Here is a 17102-nt window from a genome sequence, read left to right on the forward strand (position 1 = left end):
GGCAAATAAGGCCTGGGAATAAGGTTATTCCCAGGCCTTTTAACCAGCTGAATCGCTTAAGTCTGCCTTTCCGTTTTACAGCAATTGCCTACCAGAGTGGAACGACATAGCTGACATAAAAGCGGTTTTCATCTTGCACGGTGGCACCGCTGATGTCCGGGCTGGCGTGGGCATTTTTCCAGGTCACACCGAGCCCTTTGAGGGTGCCGGTGGGGACTTGATACGCCACGGCAACGTTACGTTCCCATTCACTGGTGGTGCCTTGTGCGGTGCGGATGTCATCGCCGTGGGCATACGCCGCGGAGAACGTCAGGCCGGTAAGGCCGAGTTTGCCGAAGTCATATTTGTACTGCGCCAGCCAGGTGCGTTCGCCAGCATGCTGGAATTTGTTCAACTGCATGTTGGTCAAGGCCGGAGTGTCGGCACCTGAACCTGGGCCCTGGCGGTTGTCGCCGCTGTTCAAGCCGGAATCCAGGTAGGGAAAGTCGCTGTCGCCGCTGTTTTTCTGGATACCCAGGCCGACGGTATGGCCGTCCAGGCTGTAGCTCTCAAGCAAGCTGGCGGTGGTCTGGTTGATGCGCCCCTTGTTCACGCCGTCACCGTAGAGACCCGCCGCCGCGAAGTCCTTGTCACCGTCGGCGTTGCCGCCCACGCCCAGGCTGCGGAACACCCGCACATCGGTGTCGATCGCGCCGACCGACAAAGCGTCATGGCGCTTGGCACCGAGGAAGAACTGCTGGTAGTAGTCCTCAAGATTGGAGTACCACAGGCTGACGGTGGTGTTCTGGATGCCGGTGTAGTCCGCACCGCCGAACAGGAAGCGATCGCTTTCCTTGGTGCCGCCGGCGGTGATCATGCCCTGGTCGCCGGTCTCGTTACGGATCTTGGTCTTGAGGATATCGCCGCCGGTGAAGGTGAAGTCGGTAAGGTCCTTGGACACCAGTTGCACGCCGGTATTGGTCTGCTGGTACAGGCGCCCGTCGGTGTTGGCCAGGACCGGGTTGTTGCCGTACAGCGTGCCGACGCGCAGCTCGTCCTGGGCGAAGCGCATCTTGAACGTCGGGCTGAGCACGCCGAACTGGTCGGCGGACTTGCCGTTGTCCAGCGGGAACATGCTGCCGGGGTAGCGGCCCTGGTGATCCTTGTCGTTGAGGTCGCCACCGGAATCCAGTTTCAGCCCGTAGAACGCCTGCAGATCCAAGCCGAAACCCACCGGCCCCTCGGTGTATCCCGACTTGAAGTTGAACTCGAAACCCTGGCCCCAATCGCGAATGCTGTGGGCCTTGGCGTTGCTGTTGACCACATCACGCCCCTGCTGGTTGAGATAGCGATTGAGCAGGGTCACGTCGGCGTGGCTGTCATCGATAAAATCGGCATGGGCGGACAGCATAAAGCTCGCCATGGCGGCACCCACCATAGGGCTTAATAACGTCTTCATTGTTACCGGTCTCCGTCACTGTTTTGAAATGAAAGCGTCAAACGCTTCACACAATTACGCAGTGGCCAGATGACAGTTGCGCGTCAAACCGAGGGTTTGACGAATGAAATTATATTTAAGAAAGCCCCGTAGAACGGGGCTTTGCGAGGAGTTACAGGTCAGCGCACCAGGTGCAGGAACTGCAGGTGGCGCTCGTACTGGTCGAGGATGTCGTTGATGATCTGCTCCTTGGTGTAGCCCACCAGATCGTAGTCCTGGCTGCCCTCACTCAGGTGCACTTCCGCGCGGTAATAGCGACGGTTATTGATCTCCTTGGAACCCATGCCACCCCGGGCGAACGACGGCGTGAAGTAGCCGCGCATCTGCACCTGGTAGATGAACGGATGCTCCTCGCCATGCCCGATTTCGAGGCTGACGCTGTCGTTGGCCGGGTCCGGCTGAGTGACCACGCTCAGGCCCTTCTCGACGAACACCGCCGTCACTTCTTCGATCGCCGGGCGCACCGTCGATTCGAGGAAGCGGTACACCTCATCGCGTGACGGGAAATGCACGGCCTGGCTCAAGCGCTGGCGCCAGCCGCCACGGCCCTTGCGGGAGGCCGAGATCGGCGCCAACGAGTGCAACTGCGCGATCTGCTTTTGCGACTCGAGGTAGAAGGCTTTGTGCAGCCCCCACATCATCAGCAGCAAGATCATCGAGAACGGCAACGAGGTCAGCACCACGGCTGATTTCAACGAGTCGATGCTGCCGGCAAACAGCAGCGCACTGGTGACCAGCGCCGTCATCGCGCCCCAGAACACCCGCAGCCATTTCGGCCCGTCTTCATCGGCGTTGCCGCCCTTGGACGACAGGGTCGAAAGCACCACGGTGCCGGAGTCGGCCGAGGTCACGAAGAACACGAAGCTGATAAACACGGTGACCGCAATGACCGTTTTGCTCCACGGGTAGGTTTCCAACAGCAGGTACAGGCTCATCGACGGGTCATCGATGGCCGACTGACCGAGGGCCGTCAGCCCGTGATTGAGCACCTGGTCGATGGCGCTGTTGCCGAAGATCGACATCCACGCCAGGGTGAAGCCCAGCGGGATCAGCAGCACGCCGAAGACGAACTCGCGGATGGTCCGGCCACGGGAAATCCGCGCGATAAACAGGCCCACAAACGGCGACCACGCGATCCACCAGGCCCAGTAGAACACCGTCCAGCCGCCGAGCCAGTCGCTCGGTTTGTCATAGGCGTACACGTCAAAACTCTTGGTCGGCAACGCGCCAAGGTAGTCGCCGATGTTCTGGATCAGCGTGTTGAGCAGGTGCTGGGTGGGACCTGCGAACAACACGAACAGCAGCAACGCACAGGCCAGCAGCATGTTGATGTCGGACATCACTCGCACGCCCTTGTCGACGCCGGCGACCGCGACCAGAATCGCCGCGCCCATCATCAGGGTGATCAATCCAACCTGGATCCACTGGGTATGGGCAATGCCAAACAGGTAGTCGAGGCCGGAGTTGAGGTGCAGTACACCAAAGCCCATGTCGGCCCCCAGGCCGAACACCGTGGCGATAATGCCGAAGCCATCCACCGCATAGCCGATGGGGCCGTTGATGCGCTTGCCGATCAGCGGGTACAACGCCGAACGCAGCGCCAGCGGCAGGTTATGCCGGTAGGCGAAGTACGCCAGGGCCATGCCGACAAAGGCGAACACGCCCCAGCCATGCAGGCCCCAGTGCAGGAACAGGATCTGCATGGCCTGGCGCGCGGCGTCGGCATTCATCGGTGCGCCCTGGGGCGGTTGCACCAGGTGCGTCAGCGGCTCGGAGACGCAGAAGAAGAACAGCGTGATGCTGATCCCGGCGGCAAACAACATGCCGGCCCAGGACAGGTAACTGAATTCGGGCTCGTCGTGGTCGGCACCGAGTTTTATCTTGCCGTAGCCCGATAGCGCGGTGACCACCACGAAGACCAGATACAGGGTCATCGCCAGCATGTAGTACCAGCCGACCGTATTGGCCGCCCAGTTTTGCGCGGCCAGCAGCCAGGCGCCGGCCTGTTGCGGGATAGCGATGACAGTGATGCCGAACAGCAAGATGAAGGTTGCAGCAAAGTAGAAGACGGGCGCATTCATGCGCACCAGGCCGCTGGCTGGGGTCGACGATGCACTCATGAACGATGCACCCCTCGGGCGGGAGATGTGGCTGTAAAAAACGGACTCAGCAAAGGTAAGCCTCCTGTTGTGAGCGGGCAGCGAACCACCGGTTTAACTTGAACGAACATTCAAGTTAAACATGGATAGGCGGTCTGGGACTAATCGCAGGGCTGAGTGGTAGATAATTCCTACACTAGCTCAAGGACTGGTATGACGGGTGCGGGAGGTAAAACGTTCAGCGATTTTCGGGAGAAATCCGCTCAGGTCTGGAATGCTTTCCAACTGTGGGAGCGGGCTTGCTCGCGAATGCGCCGGGTCAGCCGATGATTCATTGACAGATACTCCGCATTCGCGAGCAAGCCCGCTCCCACAGGGGATGTGTGCAGTTTTTTTACTTCTGCGCCCCATCATCATGCTGCAGATTCGCCTGGGTGATATTCGCCCCCGCCGGCACGCTGCGGGTCAGCCACACATTGCCGCCAATCGTTGAGCCTTGGCCGATGGTGATCCGCCCCAGGATCGTTGCCCCGGCGTAGATCACCACGTCATCCTCGACAATCGGGTGACGCGGGTGGCCTTTCTGCAGCTGCCCATCCTCATCCGCCGGGAAGCGCTTGGCGCCCAGGGTCACGGCCTGGTAGATACGCACCCGCTCGCCGATGATCGCGGTTTCGCCAATCACCACGCCGGTCCCGTGGTCGATAAAGAAACTCGGGCCGATCTGCGCACCCGGGTGGATATCGATACCGGTGGCCGAGTGGGCGATTTCCGCGCTGATCCGCGCCAGCAGCGGCAAACCGGCGCGATACAGATGGTGCGCCAGGCGATGGTGAATCACCGCGAGGATTCCCGGATAGCACAGCAGCACCTCATCCACACTGCGCGCGGCCGGGTCGCCGTGATAGGCGGCCAGCACGTCGGTGTCCAGCAGGCTGCGCAGGGACGGCAAGGCCAGGGCAAAATCCTGGATCAGGCGGATGGCCAGGGCGTCGACCGCGCTGTCATCCTGGCCGCCCTGGCGCGCGGCGTAGCGCAGCTCCAGGCGCGCCTGCGCCAGCAAGGCATTCAGGGCGACGTCGAGGGTATGGCCGACGTAGAAATCTTCACTTTCTTCACGCAGGTCCACCGGCCCCAGGCGCATGGGGAACAGCGCACCGCACAGTGCTTCGAGAATCTGCGCGACGGCCTCGCGGGACGGCAACTCGCGGCCGCCATGCTCGCCGCTCAAGCGGCCATTGCGCGTTCGCCACTGGTCCCGGGCGCCGCGCAGTTGGCTGACGATGGTCTGTAATTGCCAATGACTGGAACGCTCACTCACGGTCTTCACTCCTGACGAAATGGCCATCACTTTACGGTATGCACCCTGGCCGCCCTTAAGAACCAATGGTGCGATGCTAAGAACTTCACGGAATAAGCGATTGGCGGTTGCCCGATGAAAAGTGCCTGCCTATAGTCGGCCAATCATTCAGTCACCGTGCGTAGCCATGATCAAACAACAGCTCGACCGTTTTAACCGCCTGGAACTGCTGGGCGGTGCCACTGCCCTGGAAAAACTCGAGCGGCTGTCGGCCTGGTTGGGCAGGGACATCTACGTCAAGCGCGACGACACCACGCCGCTGGCCATGGGCGGCAATAAACTGCGCAAACTCGAATACCTGGCGGCCGATGCCCTCGCCCAGGGTGCCGACACGCTGGTGACCGCCGGCGCGATCCAGTCCAACCACGTGCGCCAGACCGCCGCCCTCGCCGCCAAGCTCGGCCTGGGTTGCGTAGCGCTGCTGGAAAACCCCACCGGCACCGAAGACCCCAACTACCTGGGCAACGGCAACCGCCTGCTGCTGGACCTCTTCGACGCCAAGGTCGAATTGGTGGAAAACCTCGACAATGTCGACGACCAACTGAATGCCCTCGCCGACCGTCTGCGCAGCAACGGCAAGAAGCCGTACCTGGTGCCGATCGGCGGCTCGAACGCCCTCGGCGCCTTGGGTTACGTGCGCGCCGGCCTTGAGCTGGCGGCGCAAATTGAAGACAGCGGCATCGAATTTTCCGCCGTGGTGCTGGCGTCCGGCAGTGCGGGTACCCACAGTGGCCTCGCCCTGGCCTTGAGCGACGTGCTGCCGAACCTGCCGGTGGTTGGCGTCACCGTGTCGCGTACCGAAGAAGCACAGTTTCCGAAAGTGCAGAGCCTGGCCGAACGCACCGCCGAGTTGCTGGGCGTAACGGTGCCCGAGGCGTTCAAGGTGATTCTCTGGGATGAATACTTCGGCCCCCGTTATGGCGAGCCGAACGCCGGTACGCTGGCGGCCATCAAGCTGCTCGCCAGCCAGGAAGGCCTGCTGCTGGACCCGGTCTACACTGGCAAGGCCATGGCCGGCTTGTTGGATGGGATCGGGCGTCAGCGTTTTGAAGAGGGTCCGATCATTTTCCTGCATACCGGCGGGGCGCCGGCGTTGTTTGCCTACAACTCGGTATTCAATTGAATTAACGCGGACTAAAAAATGTGGGATCTGGCTTGCCTGCGATGGCGCTCTGTCAGCTACCGATGTGCTGACCTTTGCACCGCTATCGCAGGCAAGCCCGCTCCCACATTAAATAGCTCGCATATTCGATAATCGAATATCAATTTAGATTTATATTATTTTCAAGTCTTAAAAACCCGCTCTATCATCGCGCCGTAGGCGAAGACGCGCTACGCGCTTTAAGGCAGGATACGACTACTGCGTCACCTGCTTCGCTCAACATAAAAAACACAGGGGCTCTTCATGACTATTTCTGTATTGCGTCGCACGTTGTTGGTTGGCACTTTGGGCCTGGCACTCGGGGCTGGCCTGCTCGGCCAGGCAGTGGCCGGCGAGCAGTTGAACAGCATCAAGAAAGCCGGCGAGATCAAGATCGGTCTCGAAGGCACCTACCCACCGTTCAGCTTTGTCGATGAAAGCGGCAAGCTCAGCGGTTTCGAAGTCGAGCTGTCCGAGGCACTGGCCAAAGAGCTGGGCGTGAAGGTCAAACTGCAAGCCACGCCATGGGACGGTATCCTCGCCGCCCTGGAATCCAAGCGCCTGGACGCCGTGGTCAACCAGGTGACCATCTCTGAAGAGCGCAAGAAGAAATACGATTTTTCCAAGCCTTACACCGTCTCCGGTATTCAAGCGCTGGTGCTGAAGAAGAATGTCGACAGCATCAAGACCGCCGACGACCTGGCCGGCAAGAAAGTCGGTGTGGGCCTGGGCACCAACTACGAGCAATGGCTCAAGGACAACCAGCCTAAAGCCATCATCAAGACTTACAACGATGACCCTACCAAGTTCCAGGACCTGCGCATCGGCCGCATCGACGCCATTCTGATCGACCGCCTGGCCGCTCTGGAATACGCCAAGAAAGCCCCGGACACCGCCACCGCCGGCGATGCCTTCTCCCGCCAGGAAGCCGGTATTGCCCTGCGCAAAGGCGAGCCTGAACTGCTCGACGCGGTGAACAAGGCCCTCGACAAGCTGCGCGCCGACGGCACCTTGAAGAAGCTGTCCGTGAAGTACTTCAACGCTGACGTCACTCAATAATGGAAGCAGGTTTCCAACTCGCGCTGGACTCCGCGCCCTTTCTACTCAAGGGCGCGTACTACACGGTGATTCTTAGCCTTGGCGGGATGTTTTTCGGCTTGCTGCTGGGCTTCGGCCTGGCCTTGATGCGCCTGTCGCGCTTCAAGTCAGTGAGCTTGCTTGCCCGCGTCTACGTGTCGTTCTTTCGCGGCACGCCCTTGCTGGTGCAGCTGTTCCTGATCTACTACGGCTTGCCGCAAGTGGGCATCGAGCTGGATCCGATCCCGGCGGCTCTGATCGGCTTCTCGCTGAACATGGCCGCCTACGCCTGTGAAATCCTGCGCGCGGCCATCAGCTCCATCGAGCGTGGCCAGTGGGAAGCCGCGGCCAGTATCGGCATGACCCGTGCGCAGACCCTGCGCCGGGCCATCCTGCCGCAGGCAATGCGCACGGCTTTGCCGCCCTTGGGCAACAGCTTTATTTCGCTGGTCAAGGACACCGCGCTGGCGGCCACCATCCAGGTGCCCGAGCTGTTTCGCCAGGCGCAACTGGTGTCGGCGCGCACCTTCGAAATCTTCACCATGTATCTCTCTGCAGCCCTGATCTACTGGATCCTGGCGAGCATCCTGGCGCATTTTCAAAATCGTCTGGAAGACCGGGTCAACCGGCATGACCTGGAGTCCTGAAGCATGATCGTGGTTGAAAAACTGACCAAACAATTCAAGGGTCAGGTGGTACTCAACGGCATCGACCTTGAGGTCAAGGAAGGCGAAGTCATCGCCATCATCGGCCCCAGCGGTTCCGGCAAGACCACCTTCCTGCGCTGCCTGAATTTCCTCGAGCAACCCACCAGCGGCCGCATCAAGGTCGGGGACATCGAGATCGACAGCAGCAAGCCGATCAACCAGCAGCAAACCCTGGTGCGACGCCTGCGCCAGCACGTCGGCTTTGTGTTCCAGAACTTCAACCTGTTCCCCCATCGCACCGCGCTGGAAAACGTCATCGAAGGGCCGACCGTGGTCAAGAAGATGCCGCGCGAAGCCGCTGAGGCCCTGGGACGCAAGCTGCTGGCCAGGGTTGGCCTGGCGGGCAAGGAAGACGCCTACCCTCGGCGTCTGTCCGGTGGCCAGCAACAGCGCGTGGCGATTGCCCGCGCGTTGGCCATGGAGCCGGAAGTGATCCTGTTCGACGAACCGACCTCGGCGCTCGACCCGGAGTTGGTCGGCGAAGTACTGGCAACCATCCGCAGCCTCGCCGAGGAAAACCGCACCATGGTGATCGTCACCCACGAGATGAGTTTTGCCCGTGACGTGGCCAACCGGGTGATCTTCTTCGACAAGGGGGTGATCGTGGAGCAAGGCGAAGCCAAGGCGTTGTTCGCCAACCCCAGGGAAGAACGCACGAAGCAGTTCCTGAGCAAATTCCTCGCCCACTGACAGCCTCCCGGGCTTGTGTGGGAGCTGGCTTGCCGGCGATAGCATCACTGCGGTGCGAAGGATACACCGAGGTGCCTGCATCGCGGGCAAGCCCTGCTCCCCCCTGAGCGCGTTCCTACGCGAAGTCCTCGTTTGAACGAGTAAAACGCCCCGCCACACACCCGCTGAAATCCCCCTCACAGTCAGACCCTTCTGAATCTGCAGCAACCCGCCGTTTAGCCCTTTGCCGCCATTGACGCCCCTTGGCCAACCCTCTTATCTAGCACTCAGAGGATTGGATCCTATCCCGGCTATTTTCTGAATCGTTCATTTCGACCCCGTGCGCACCCGCGCCAAGGGGCCGGAACGATTGCTGCTGGCTGCATCAAGGAGATTACTTATGACGCGCACCGCCACCCCGGCCATGCTCAACGCCCCGACGTTGCCCCAGGCACTTCGCAACGGTATCAATGCCCTCGCCGCCACTCAGCTGCAGGTCGATATCGCGCCGTACCCCGGCATGGATGAAGGCGACCTGATCGAGCTGTTCTGGAACAACTGCTTTGCGGCTTCACGGCGAGTCACGGCCGGCAAGGTCGGCACGTCGACGCGCCTGCGCGTACCAGAAAGTTTTGTGCAGGACGGCCCGGCGCAGGTGCACTATCAGGTCATGCAGATCGGCCATGGCCCTGCGCGCTCGGCGACCACGCAGGTGCGCGTCAAGACCCAATGCCCGGGCGGGCAGCCTGCACAGCTGTACAGCGACGAAAACCACAACCTCGCCCCCGTCGGCCTGCCCGAGACGATCCGCCGCTACGGCGTCAACAGCAGCCAGGTGCGGCGCGGCATTCCGTTGACCATCGAACCCTACCAGCACATGACCACCGGCGATGCCATTACCCTGCGCTGGGGCGATGTGCGCATGGACCTGCCAAGCATCCAGGCCAAGGCCGTCGGCCTGGCCGTGCAGGTCTGGGTGCCGTCGACGGTGATTGTCGAAGCCGGCGACGACTGCCGGCTGGAGGTGACGTACTGCATTCTGGACCGCGTCGGCAACAATTCCCGCTGGGCGCCCGCCCGCACGTTGAGGATCGCCGCCTGGGTACCCGCCCGCCCCGGCGGGGCCGCGCAGAGCTATCAGCCACGCCCTCTCGGTTCACCCTGCGAACCTGGGTGACAGACCTTCTATGCATATTCCCAAAAGTTAGTTTATTTAAATATTTAACACGCTTAGGGTATATGCACCGGACCACCGGACATTCCTGATTTTCCTGTTGTTATTTCATTGAATGCGAGGTCGGTATGGTCAGAATTACCCCGGTGCATAACGCCAGGGCATTACGTGCAGCCAAGGAGCGGCGCTGATGTCTAACTTGGCTCTAACACCCCCCCAGAGTGATCTGGACGTAGCCCCTCTGTTGTTGCCGGCCGTCGTGCTGCGCAACGATGCAGAGGCGCTGAACGCCGCCCATGAGCTGGCCCAGGCTGCGCGCCTGCAAGCCGCCAAGCGCGACCAGCAACGCAAGTTGCCGTGGGCACAGATCGAGCAGTTCACCCGCAGTGGGCTGGGCAGTATTTCCATTCCCCGCGAATACGGCGGCCCACAGGTGTCATTCACCACCCTGGCCGACGTGTTCGCGATCATCAGCGCGGCCGACCCGGCCCTCGGACAGATCCCGCAGAACCATTTCGGCATCCTCCACGTGTTGCAGGGCGCCGCCACCGAACGCCAGAAAAAACAGCTGTTCCAGAGCGTGCTCGACGGCTGGCGCATCGGCAACGCCGGCCCGGAGCGCGGCACCAGGAACACCCTGGAACTCAAGGCCCGCATCACCGCCGAGGGTGACGGCTACGTGATCAGCGGCCAGAAGTTCTACTCCACCGGCGCGCTGTTTGCGCATTGGGTTGCGGTGAAGGCGCTCAACGATGACGGCAAGCAAGTCATGGCGTTCGTGCGCCGTGGAACCGAGGGGCTGCGCATCGTCGACGACTGGTCCGGCTTTGGCCAACGCACCACCGCCAGCGGCACCGTGCTGCTGGACCGGGTGCCGGTGGACGCCGAGCTGGTGGTCGAGAACTGGCGCCTCGGCGAAACCCCGACCATCCAGGGCGCCGTGTCGCAGCTGATCCAGGCTGCCATCGATGCCGGCATCGCCCGTGGCGCGCTGGATGACACCATTGCCTTCGTGCGTGAGCGCTCGCGCCCGTGGATCGACGCCAAGGTCGAACGGGCCAGCGATGACCTGTACGTGATCGCCGATATCGGCAAGCTGAAAATCGAACTGCACGCCGCCGAAGCGCTGCTGCGCAAGGCCGGCCAGGTGCTGGACCAGATCAGTGCCGCGCCGATCACCGCGCAGTCCGCCGCCCGTGCGTCGATTGCCGTCGCCGAAGCCAAGGTGCTGACCACTGAAGTGTCGCTGCTGGTCAGCGAAAAGCTCTTCGAACTGGCCGGCAGCCGCGCCACCCTCGCCGAATTCAACCTCGACCGTCACTGGCGCAATGCCCGCGTGCATACGCTGCACGACCCGGTGCGCTGGAAGTATCACGCGGTGGGCGCTTATCGCCTGAACGGCACCTTGCCGGCTCGTCACTCCTGGATTTAACCGACCAGACCTCTGGAGAATACGCATGACCCTTTCTCATCACGTCGCGGTTATCACCAGCGACGAACAAGCCCTTATTGTCGCCAGCGACCTGGCCGAAGACTTCCGCCGCGACAGCGCCCAGCGCGACCGCGAGCGCCGCCTGCCGCTGCCTGAGCTGGACGTGTTTTCGCGCTCCGGCCTGTGGGGCATCAGCGTGCCCAAGGAATACGGCGGCGCCGGTGTGTCCAACGTCACGCTGGCCAAGGTCATCGCACTGATCGCCCAGGCCGACGCCTCGCTGGGCCAGATTCCGCAAAACCATTTCTATGCCCTGGAAGTGCTGCGCGTAAACGGCACGCCGGCGCAGCAACGCCGCCTGTACGCCGAAGTGCTCGCGGGCCAGCGTTTCGGCAATGCCCTGGCGGAACTGGGCACCAAGACCGCCCATGACCGCGTCACCAAAATCACCCGCGACGGCGACGGCTTTCGCATCACCGGCCGCAAGTTCTACTCCACCGGCGCGATCTACGCCCAGCGCATCCCTACTTCAGTGGTGGATGAACACGGCGTACAGCAACTGGCGTTTGTCCCCCGAGACAGCGAAGGCCTGAGCGTGATCGACGACTGGAGCGGCTTCGGCCAGCGCACCACCGGCAGCGGTTCGGTGGTGTTCGATAACGTCTGGGTCGCCGCGCAAGACGTGATCCCGTTCCAGAGCGCCTTCGAGCGCCCGACCACCGTCGGCCCGCTGGCGCAGATCCTCCACGCCGCCATCGACACCGGCATCGCCCGCGCCGCCTTCGAGGACGCGCTACATTTTGTGCGCACCAAGACCCGCCCGTGGATCGACTCCGGTAACGACAAGGCCACCGAAGACCCGCTGACCCTCAAGAGCTTCGGCCACCTGAGTATTCGCCTGCACGCCACCGAGGCATTGCTGGAGCGCTCCGGCGAATGCCTCGACCGCGCCCAGGCCGACAGCAACGCCGAGACCGTGGCGGCAGCCTCCATCGCCGTCGCTGAAGTGCGCGCCCTGAGCACCGAGATTTCCCTGGCCGCTGGCAGCACGCTGTTCGAACTCGCCGGCAGCCAGGCCACCCTCGCCGAGCATGGGCTCGACCGGCACTGGCGCAACGCCCGCGTGCACACCCTGCACGATCCGGTGCGCTGGAAGTACCACGCGGTCGGCAACTACTACCTCAACGATGAAAACCCGCCACTGCGGGGGACCATCTGATGGCGAAGAAAAAGATCCTGCTCAATGCCTTCAACATGAACTGCATCGGGCATATCAACCACGGCCTGTGGACCCATCCACGGGACACCTCGACCCAATACAAAACCGTCGAGTACTGGACCGACCTCGCGCAAACCCTGGAGCGCGGGCTGTTCGACGGTTTGTTCATCGCCGACATCGTCGGCGTGTACGACGTCTACCAGAACTCCATCGATGTGCCGCTCAAGGAGTCGATCCAACTGCCGGTGAATGACCCGCTGCTGCTGGTCTCGGCGATGGCGGCGGTCACCCGGAACCTCGGTTTCGGCCTGACTGCCAACCTCACCTACGAGCCGCCGTATCTGTTCGCCCGGCGCATGTCCACCCTCGACCACCTGAGCCGTGGCCGGGTCGGCTGGAACATCGTCACCGGCTACCTCGACAGCGCCGCCAAGGCCATGGGCCTTACCGAGCAGGTCGAGCATGACCGGCGCTACGACCAGGCCGATGAGTACCTGGAGGTGCTCTACAAACTCTGGGAAGGCAGTTGGGAAGACGACGCGGTGCTCAACGACCCACAGGCGCGGGTGTATGCGCAGCCGGGCAAGGTGCACAAGGTCGAGCACCATGGCGAGTTCTACCAGGTGGAGGGTTATCACCTCTGCGAGCCTTCGCCACAACGCACGCCGGTGCTGTTCCAGGCCGGCAGTTCGGAGCGTGGCTTGCTGTTCGCCGGGCGCCACGCCGAGTGCGTGTTCATCAGCGGGCAGAACAAGGCCGCGACCAAGGTCCAGGTGGACAAGGTGCGCGCCAGCGCGGTCGAGGCCGGGCGCGACCCGGACGCCATCAAGGTGTTCATGGGCCTCAATGTGATCGTGGGCGCGACCGAGGAACTCGCCTGGAAGAAGCACGCCGAGTACCTGAGCTACGCCAGCCCGGAGGCGGGCGTGGCGCATTTCTCGGCGTCCACCGCGATTGATTTTGCCCAGTACGAACTCGACGAACCGATCCAGTACGTGAAGAGCAACGCGATTCAATCCGCCACCAAGAATCTGCAAAACAACGACTGGACCCGGCGCAAATTGCTTGAACAACACGCCTTGGGCGGTCGCTATATCACCTTGGTCGGCTCGCCCGAACAAGTCGCCGACGAGCTGGAATCGTGGATCAGCGAAACCGGCCTGGATGGGTTCAACCTCACGCGCATCGTCACCCCGGAAAGCTACGTCGACTTCATCGACCTGGTGGTGCCCGAGTTGCAGAAGCGCGGGTCGTACAAAACCGAATATGCGCAAGGGACGCTGCGGGAAAAAGTCTTCCACGGCACTGCCCGCCTGCCCGAACAGCACACCGGCTCCAGCTACCGCCACTGAACCCTGGAGGAGCCGGCTCCTACAGTTGATCGCGTTATTAACATCGACACCTTATGACTGGAAAACCACTATGAAAAAGACGCTCCTCACTCACCCAGTCAAAGCACTGGTCCTGGCCTTCGGCTTGTTCAGCTCGGCTGTGTTCGCGGCCGATGCGCCGTTGAAAATCGGCACTACCGCCGCCTTCGCGATTCCGCTCGAAGCCGCCGTGGCCGAAGCCGGCAAGCAAGGCCTCAAAGTCGAGCTGGTGGAGTTCACCGACTGGATCGCGCCCAACGTCAGCCTGGCCGCCGGCGACATCGACGTGAACTACTTCCAGCACATCCCGTTCCTGGAAAACGCCAAGGCCGCCGCCGGTTTTGACCTGGTGCCGTACGCGCCAGGCATCATCAACAACGTCGGGCTGTATTCGAAGAAGTACAAAAGCATCAACGACCTGCCCCAGGGCGCCAGCGTGGCGATTGCCAACGACCCGATCAACAGCGGTCGCGGCCTGCAACTGCTGGCCAAGGCCGGCTTGATCACGCTCAAGCCGGGCGTGGGCTACAAGGCCACTGAAGAAGATATCGTCGCCAACCCGAAGAAGATCAAGATCCTGCAAGTCGAGGCCGTGCAACTGGTGCGCGCCTATGACGATGCCGACCTGGTGCAGGGTTACCCGGCGTATATCCGCCTGTCCAAGACCTTCGATGCCGAGTCGGCGCTGCTGTTCGACGGCCTCGACCACCCGGAATACGTGATCCAGTTCGTGATCCAGCCCAAGAGCAAAACCGACCCGCGTGTGATCAAGTTCGTCGACATCTACCAGCACTCGCCGGTGGTGCGCGCCGCGTTGGATAAATCCCTTGGCAAGCTCTACCAAGTGGGCTGGGAAGATAAAAAATGACCGCCGCCCACTCTCAACTGCGCGACCTGGGCTTGCCGCCCAGGGACGCCGAGCAGACAGAACTGCACCCTGACCTGAACCGCGCGCACGTGCGCTTTATCAACCTGGGCAAGACCTATGACGGCAACGTGCATGCCCTGCAAGGCATCGACCTGGCGATCCAGCGCGGTGAAGTGTTCGGCATCATCGGCCGCAGCGGCGCCGGTAAATCCTCGCTGATCCGCACCATCAATCGCCTGGAGCAACCGAGCAGCGGGCGAGTGCTGATCGATCAGGTGGACATCGGTGACTTCGATGAAGACCGCCTGGTGGCGCTGCGGCGGCGCATCGGCATGATCTTCCAGCACTTCAACCTGATGTCGGCCAAGACCGTGTGGCAGAACGTCGAACTGCCCCTCAAGGTCGCCGGCGTGCCCAAGCCCCAGCGTGAGCAGAAGGTGCGCGAGCTGCTCGAACTGGTCGGCCTGCAGGACAAACACAAGGCCTACCCGGCGCAGCTTTCCGGCGGGCAGAAACAGCGCGTGGGCATCGCCCGTTCGCTGGTGCACGACCCCGAGATCCTGCTGTGCGACGAGGCCACTTCGGCCCTTGATCCGGAGACCACTCAGTCGATCCTCGGCCTGCTGCGCGAGATCAACCAGCGCCTGGGCCTGACCATCGTATTGATCACCCATGAGATGGCGGTGATCCGCGAAATCTGCGACCGCGTGGTGGTGCTCGAGTACGGGCACATCGTCGAGCAAGGCCCGGTCTGGGAAGTGTTTGGCAACCCGCAACATGAGGTCAGCAAGACCCTGCTGGCGCCGCTGCAACACGGGCTGCCGCAAGAGCTGCAAAACCGTCTGCAGCCCACGCCCGGCCAGGCGGACGCGGCAGTCGTGCTGCGCTTGCAGTTCACCGGCAACGACACCGACGAACCGGACCTGGCCGCCTTGTTCGCGGCCCTCGGCGGACGCGTGCGCTTGCTGCAGGGCGGTGTGGAACGCATCCAGGGCCACGCGCTGGGGCAATTGCTGCTGGCGGTGAATGGCTCACCGCACGACGCCGACGTGCTGCGCAGCCGCGCCGGTAACTGGGCACAACAGGTGGAGGTGCTGGGTTATGTGGTTTGATCGTTTAGTACAAGGCGCCATCGACACCCTGTTGATGGTCGGCGTGTCTTCGTTGATCGCGTTGCTGGTGGGGATTCCGCTGGCGGTATTCCTGGTCACCAGCGACAAGGGCGGGATCTATCAGGCCCCGGCACTGAACCGCGCGCTGGGGGCGTTCGTCAATCTGTTCCGCTCGATTCCGTTCCTGATCCTGATGGTGGCGCTGATCCCGTTCACCCGGCTGATCGTCGGCACCACCTATGGCGTGTGGGCAGCGGTCGTGCCGTTGACCATCGCCGCTACGCCGTTCTTTGCGCGCATCGCCGAGGTGAGCCTGCGTGAGGTCGACCACGGCCTGATCGAAGCGGCGCAGGCCATGGGCTGCCGGCGCTGGCACATCATTTGGCATGTGCTGTTGCCGGAGGCGCTGCCGGGGATTGTCGGCGGTTTCACCATTACCCTGGTGACCATGATCAACTCGTCGGCCATGGCGGGCGCGATTGGTGCGGGTGGCCTGGGTGACATTGCGTACCGCTATGGTTACCAGCGCTTTGACACGCAGATCATGCTCACGGTCATCGTGCTGCTGGTGATTCTGGTGGCGGTGATTCAGTTGGGTGGCGACCGGTTGGCGCGGGTGCTGAACAAGCGCTGAGTATTGGGGGCTGCTGTACAGCCGGGCGCGTGGCAAGCCCGCTCGCCACAGGGTGGGTCGACCGATTGGGGTATAGTCGGGCCCTCTCAGTGCCCGGTATTGCTCACCATGCCTCTCAAGCCCGACGACCTCGACCAGATCACGTCCACCACCCTCGGCCACTACAACAGCGTGGCCGAGTATTTCCGCGAAGGCACCCGCGACCACGATGTGAGCCAGAACATCGACGCGCTGTTGCGGCATATCCAGGGTACGGCGCCGTTCACCGTGCTGGATTTCGGCTGCGGGCCGGGCCGGGATTTGCAGACGTTTACCCGCCTGGGTCACATCGCTGTCGGCCTCGACGGCTCCGAGCGCTTTGCGCAGATGGCGCGCGAGGACAGTGGTTGTGAGGTGTTGCAGCAAGACTTCCTCAAGCTGGACCTGCCGGTCGAGCGCTTCGACGGGATATTCGCCAATGCGGTGCTGTTTCATATTCCCAAGCAGGAATTGCCGCGCGTGCTCAAACAGCTGCATGGCGCGCTGAAGCCTGGCGGAGTGTTGTTCAGCTCCAATCCCCGCGGTGAAAATCGCGAGGGCTGGAATGGGCCGCGCTATGGGTCTTATCACGACCTGCAGGCGTGGCAGGCCTTGCTGACGGCGGCAGGGTTCGTGGAGTTGGAGCATTACTATCGGCCGGCCGGGTTGCCTCGGGAGCAGCAACCGTGGCTGGCGAGTGTGTGGCGCAAAATCTGAAAGCAGCGTGGCACTGCATTCCAAATGT

15 protein-coding genes are annotated in these 17102 nt (G+C 62.2%); 12 read left to right on the plus strand and 3 right to left on the minus strand.

The genetic code is table 11. The features are described from left to right. Positions 1 to 88 precede the first annotated feature (88 nt). From AC07OJ_RS20235 to epsC, 3 genes are all read right to left on the minus strand, one after another. Positions 89 to 1417 (minus strand): OprD family outer membrane porin, encoded by a 1329-nt coding sequence (locus AC07OJ_RS20235; RefSeq protein ID WP_083221307.1) that lies wholly within the window; start codon positions 1415 to 1417, stop codon positions 89 to 91. 179 nt (positions 1418 to 1596) lie between these two features. After that, positions 1597 to 3558 (minus strand): choline transporter BetT, encoded by a 1962-nt coding sequence (gene betT, locus AC07OJ_RS20240; protein ID WP_162946137.1) that lies wholly within the window; start codon positions 3556 to 3558, stop codon positions 1597 to 1599. A 412-nt stretch (positions 3559 to 3970) separates the two neighbouring features. After that, a complete protein-coding gene (epsC, locus tag AC07OJ_RS20245; RefSeq protein WP_201143320.1) occupies positions 3971 to 4897 on the minus strand; it encodes a serine O-acetyltransferase EpsC in 927 nt (308 codons plus the stop codon). 166 nt (positions 4898 to 5063) lie between these two features. Here epsC and AC07OJ_RS20250 point away from each other — a divergent pair, with 166 nt between their 5' ends. From AC07OJ_RS20250 to AC07OJ_RS20305, 12 genes are all read left to right on the plus strand, one after another. Continuing rightward, a complete protein-coding gene (locus tag AC07OJ_RS20250) occupies positions 5064 to 6059 on the plus strand; it encodes a D-cysteine desulfhydrase (protein ID WP_495095043.1) in 996 nt (331 codons plus the stop codon). Between the two features lie 282 nt (positions 6060 to 6341). Next, complete coding sequence (gene tcyJ / locus AC07OJ_RS20255) at positions 6342 to 7136, plus strand: cystine ABC transporter substrate-binding protein (protein ID WP_106805449.1); 795 nt, start codon at positions 6342 to 6344, stop codon at positions 7134 to 7136. Then, positions 7136 to 7801, plus strand: a complete 666-nt coding sequence (gene tcyL, locus AC07OJ_RS20260; RefSeq protein ID WP_065899582.1) for a cystine ABC transporter permease — start codon at positions 7136 to 7138, stop codon at positions 7799 to 7801. The genes tcyJ and tcyL overlap by 1 nt, the downstream gene beginning before the upstream one ends. A 3-nt stretch (positions 7802 to 7804) precedes the next feature. After that, complete coding sequence (tcyN, locus tag AC07OJ_RS20265) at positions 7805 to 8551, plus strand: L-cystine ABC transporter ATP-binding protein TcyN (protein WP_201143319.1); 747 nt, start codon at positions 7805 to 7807, stop codon at positions 8549 to 8551. 379 nt (positions 8552 to 8930) lie between these two features. Further along, positions 8931 to 9707: a hypothetical protein gene (locus AC07OJ_RS20270; RefSeq protein WP_065899580.1), complete on the plus strand. Its 777-nt coding sequence runs from the start codon at positions 8931 to 8933 to the stop codon at positions 9705 to 9707. Between the two features lie 187 nt (positions 9708 to 9894). Next, the gene (locus tag AC07OJ_RS20275; protein ID WP_495095044.1) at positions 9895 to 11136 is read left to right on the plus strand and encodes an SfnB family sulfur acquisition oxidoreductase; all 1242 of its coding nucleotides are present in this window, start codon (positions 9895 to 9897) and stop codon (positions 11134 to 11136) included. A 25-nt stretch (positions 11137 to 11161) separates the two neighbouring features. Then, positions 11162 to 12355: an SfnB family sulfur acquisition oxidoreductase gene (locus AC07OJ_RS20280; protein ID WP_495095045.1), complete on the plus strand. Its 1194-nt coding sequence runs from the start codon at positions 11162 to 11164 to the stop codon at positions 12353 to 12355. Then, positions 12355 to 13707 carry an LLM class flavin-dependent oxidoreductase gene (locus AC07OJ_RS20285; protein ID WP_495095046.1) on the plus strand — a complete coding sequence of 451 codons (1353 nt, stop codon included), beginning with the start codon at positions 12355 to 12357 and terminating at the stop codon, positions 13705 to 13707. The genes AC07OJ_RS20280 and AC07OJ_RS20285 overlap by 1 nt, the downstream gene beginning before the upstream one ends. A gap of 70 nt (positions 13708 to 13777) precedes the next feature. After that, positions 13778 to 14593 (plus strand): MetQ/NlpA family ABC transporter substrate-binding protein, encoded by an 816-nt coding sequence (locus tag AC07OJ_RS20290; RefSeq protein ID WP_065899576.1) that lies wholly within the window; start codon positions 13778 to 13780, stop codon positions 14591 to 14593. Next, positions 14590 to 15705 carry a methionine ABC transporter ATP-binding protein gene (locus AC07OJ_RS20295; protein WP_106805453.1) on the plus strand — a complete coding sequence of 372 codons (1116 nt, stop codon included), beginning with the start codon at positions 14590 to 14592 and terminating at the stop codon, positions 15703 to 15705. Before AC07OJ_RS20290 ends, AC07OJ_RS20295 begins: the two co-directional genes overlap by 4 nt. After that, positions 15695 to 16339: a methionine ABC transporter permease gene (locus tag AC07OJ_RS20300; RefSeq protein ID WP_495095047.1), complete on the plus strand. Its 645-nt coding sequence runs from the start codon at positions 15695 to 15697 to the stop codon at positions 16337 to 16339. The genes AC07OJ_RS20295 and AC07OJ_RS20300 overlap by 11 nt, the downstream gene beginning before the upstream one ends. A gap of 108 nt (positions 16340 to 16447) precedes the next feature. Next, a complete protein-coding gene (locus AC07OJ_RS20305; RefSeq protein WP_495095048.1) occupies positions 16448 to 17074 on the plus strand; it encodes a class I SAM-dependent methyltransferase in 627 nt (208 codons plus the stop codon). The last annotated feature ends 28 nt before the right edge of the window (positions 17075 to 17102 follow it).

This window comes from Pseudomonas sp. GW821-FHT09C08, assembly GCF_059418125.1.

Excerpts from the sequence above, each read along its gene's own strand:
- AC07OJ_RS20300 (WP_495095047.1), top strand. The coding sequence starts at position 15,695 with ATGTGGTTTGATCGTTTAGTACAAGGCGCCATCGACACCCTGTTGATG.
- tcyL (WP_065899582.1), top strand. The coding sequence starts at position 7,136 with ATGGAAGCAGGTTTCCAACTCGCGCTGGACTCCGCGCCCTTTCTACTC.
- tcyN (WP_201143319.1), top strand. The coding sequence starts at position 7,805 with ATGATCGTGGTTGAAAAACTGACCAAACAATTCAAGGGTCAGGTGGTA.
- AC07OJ_RS20275 (WP_495095044.1), top strand. The coding sequence starts at position 9,895 with ATGTCTAACTTGGCTCTAACACCCCCCCAGAGTGATCTGGACGTAGCC.
- AC07OJ_RS20285 (WP_495095046.1), top strand. The coding sequence starts at position 12,355 with ATGGCGAAGAAAAAGATCCTGCTCAATGCCTTCAACATGAACTGCATC.
- tcyJ (WP_106805449.1), top strand. The coding sequence starts at position 6,342 with ATGACTATTTCTGTATTGCGTCGCACGTTGTTGGTTGGCACTTTGGGC.
- AC07OJ_RS20290 (WP_065899576.1), top strand. The coding sequence starts at position 13,778 with ATGAAAAAGACGCTCCTCACTCACCCAGTCAAAGCACTGGTCCTGGCC.
- betT (WP_162946137.1), bottom strand. The coding sequence starts at position 3,558 with ATGAATGCGCCCGTCTTCTACTTTGCTGCAACCTTCATCTTGCTGTTC.
- AC07OJ_RS20270 (WP_065899580.1), top strand. The coding sequence starts at position 8,931 with ATGACGCGCACCGCCACCCCGGCCATGCTCAACGCCCCGACGTTGCCC.
- AC07OJ_RS20250 (WP_495095043.1), top strand. The coding sequence starts at position 5,064 with ATGATCAAACAACAGCTCGACCGTTTTAACCGCCTGGAACTGCTGGGC.
- AC07OJ_RS20295 (WP_106805453.1), top strand. The coding sequence starts at position 14,590 with ATGACCGCCGCCCACTCTCAACTGCGCGACCTGGGCTTGCCGCCCAGG.
- AC07OJ_RS20235 (WP_083221307.1), bottom strand. The coding sequence starts at position 1,417 with ATGGTGGGTGCCGCCATGGCGAGCTTTATGCTGTCCGCCCATGCCGAT.
- AC07OJ_RS20280 (WP_495095045.1), top strand. The coding sequence starts at position 11,162 with ATGACCCTTTCTCATCACGTCGCGGTTATCACCAGCGACGAACAAGCC.
- AC07OJ_RS20305 (WP_495095048.1), top strand. The coding sequence starts at position 16,448 with ATGCCTCTCAAGCCCGACGACCTCGACCAGATCACGTCCACCACCCTC.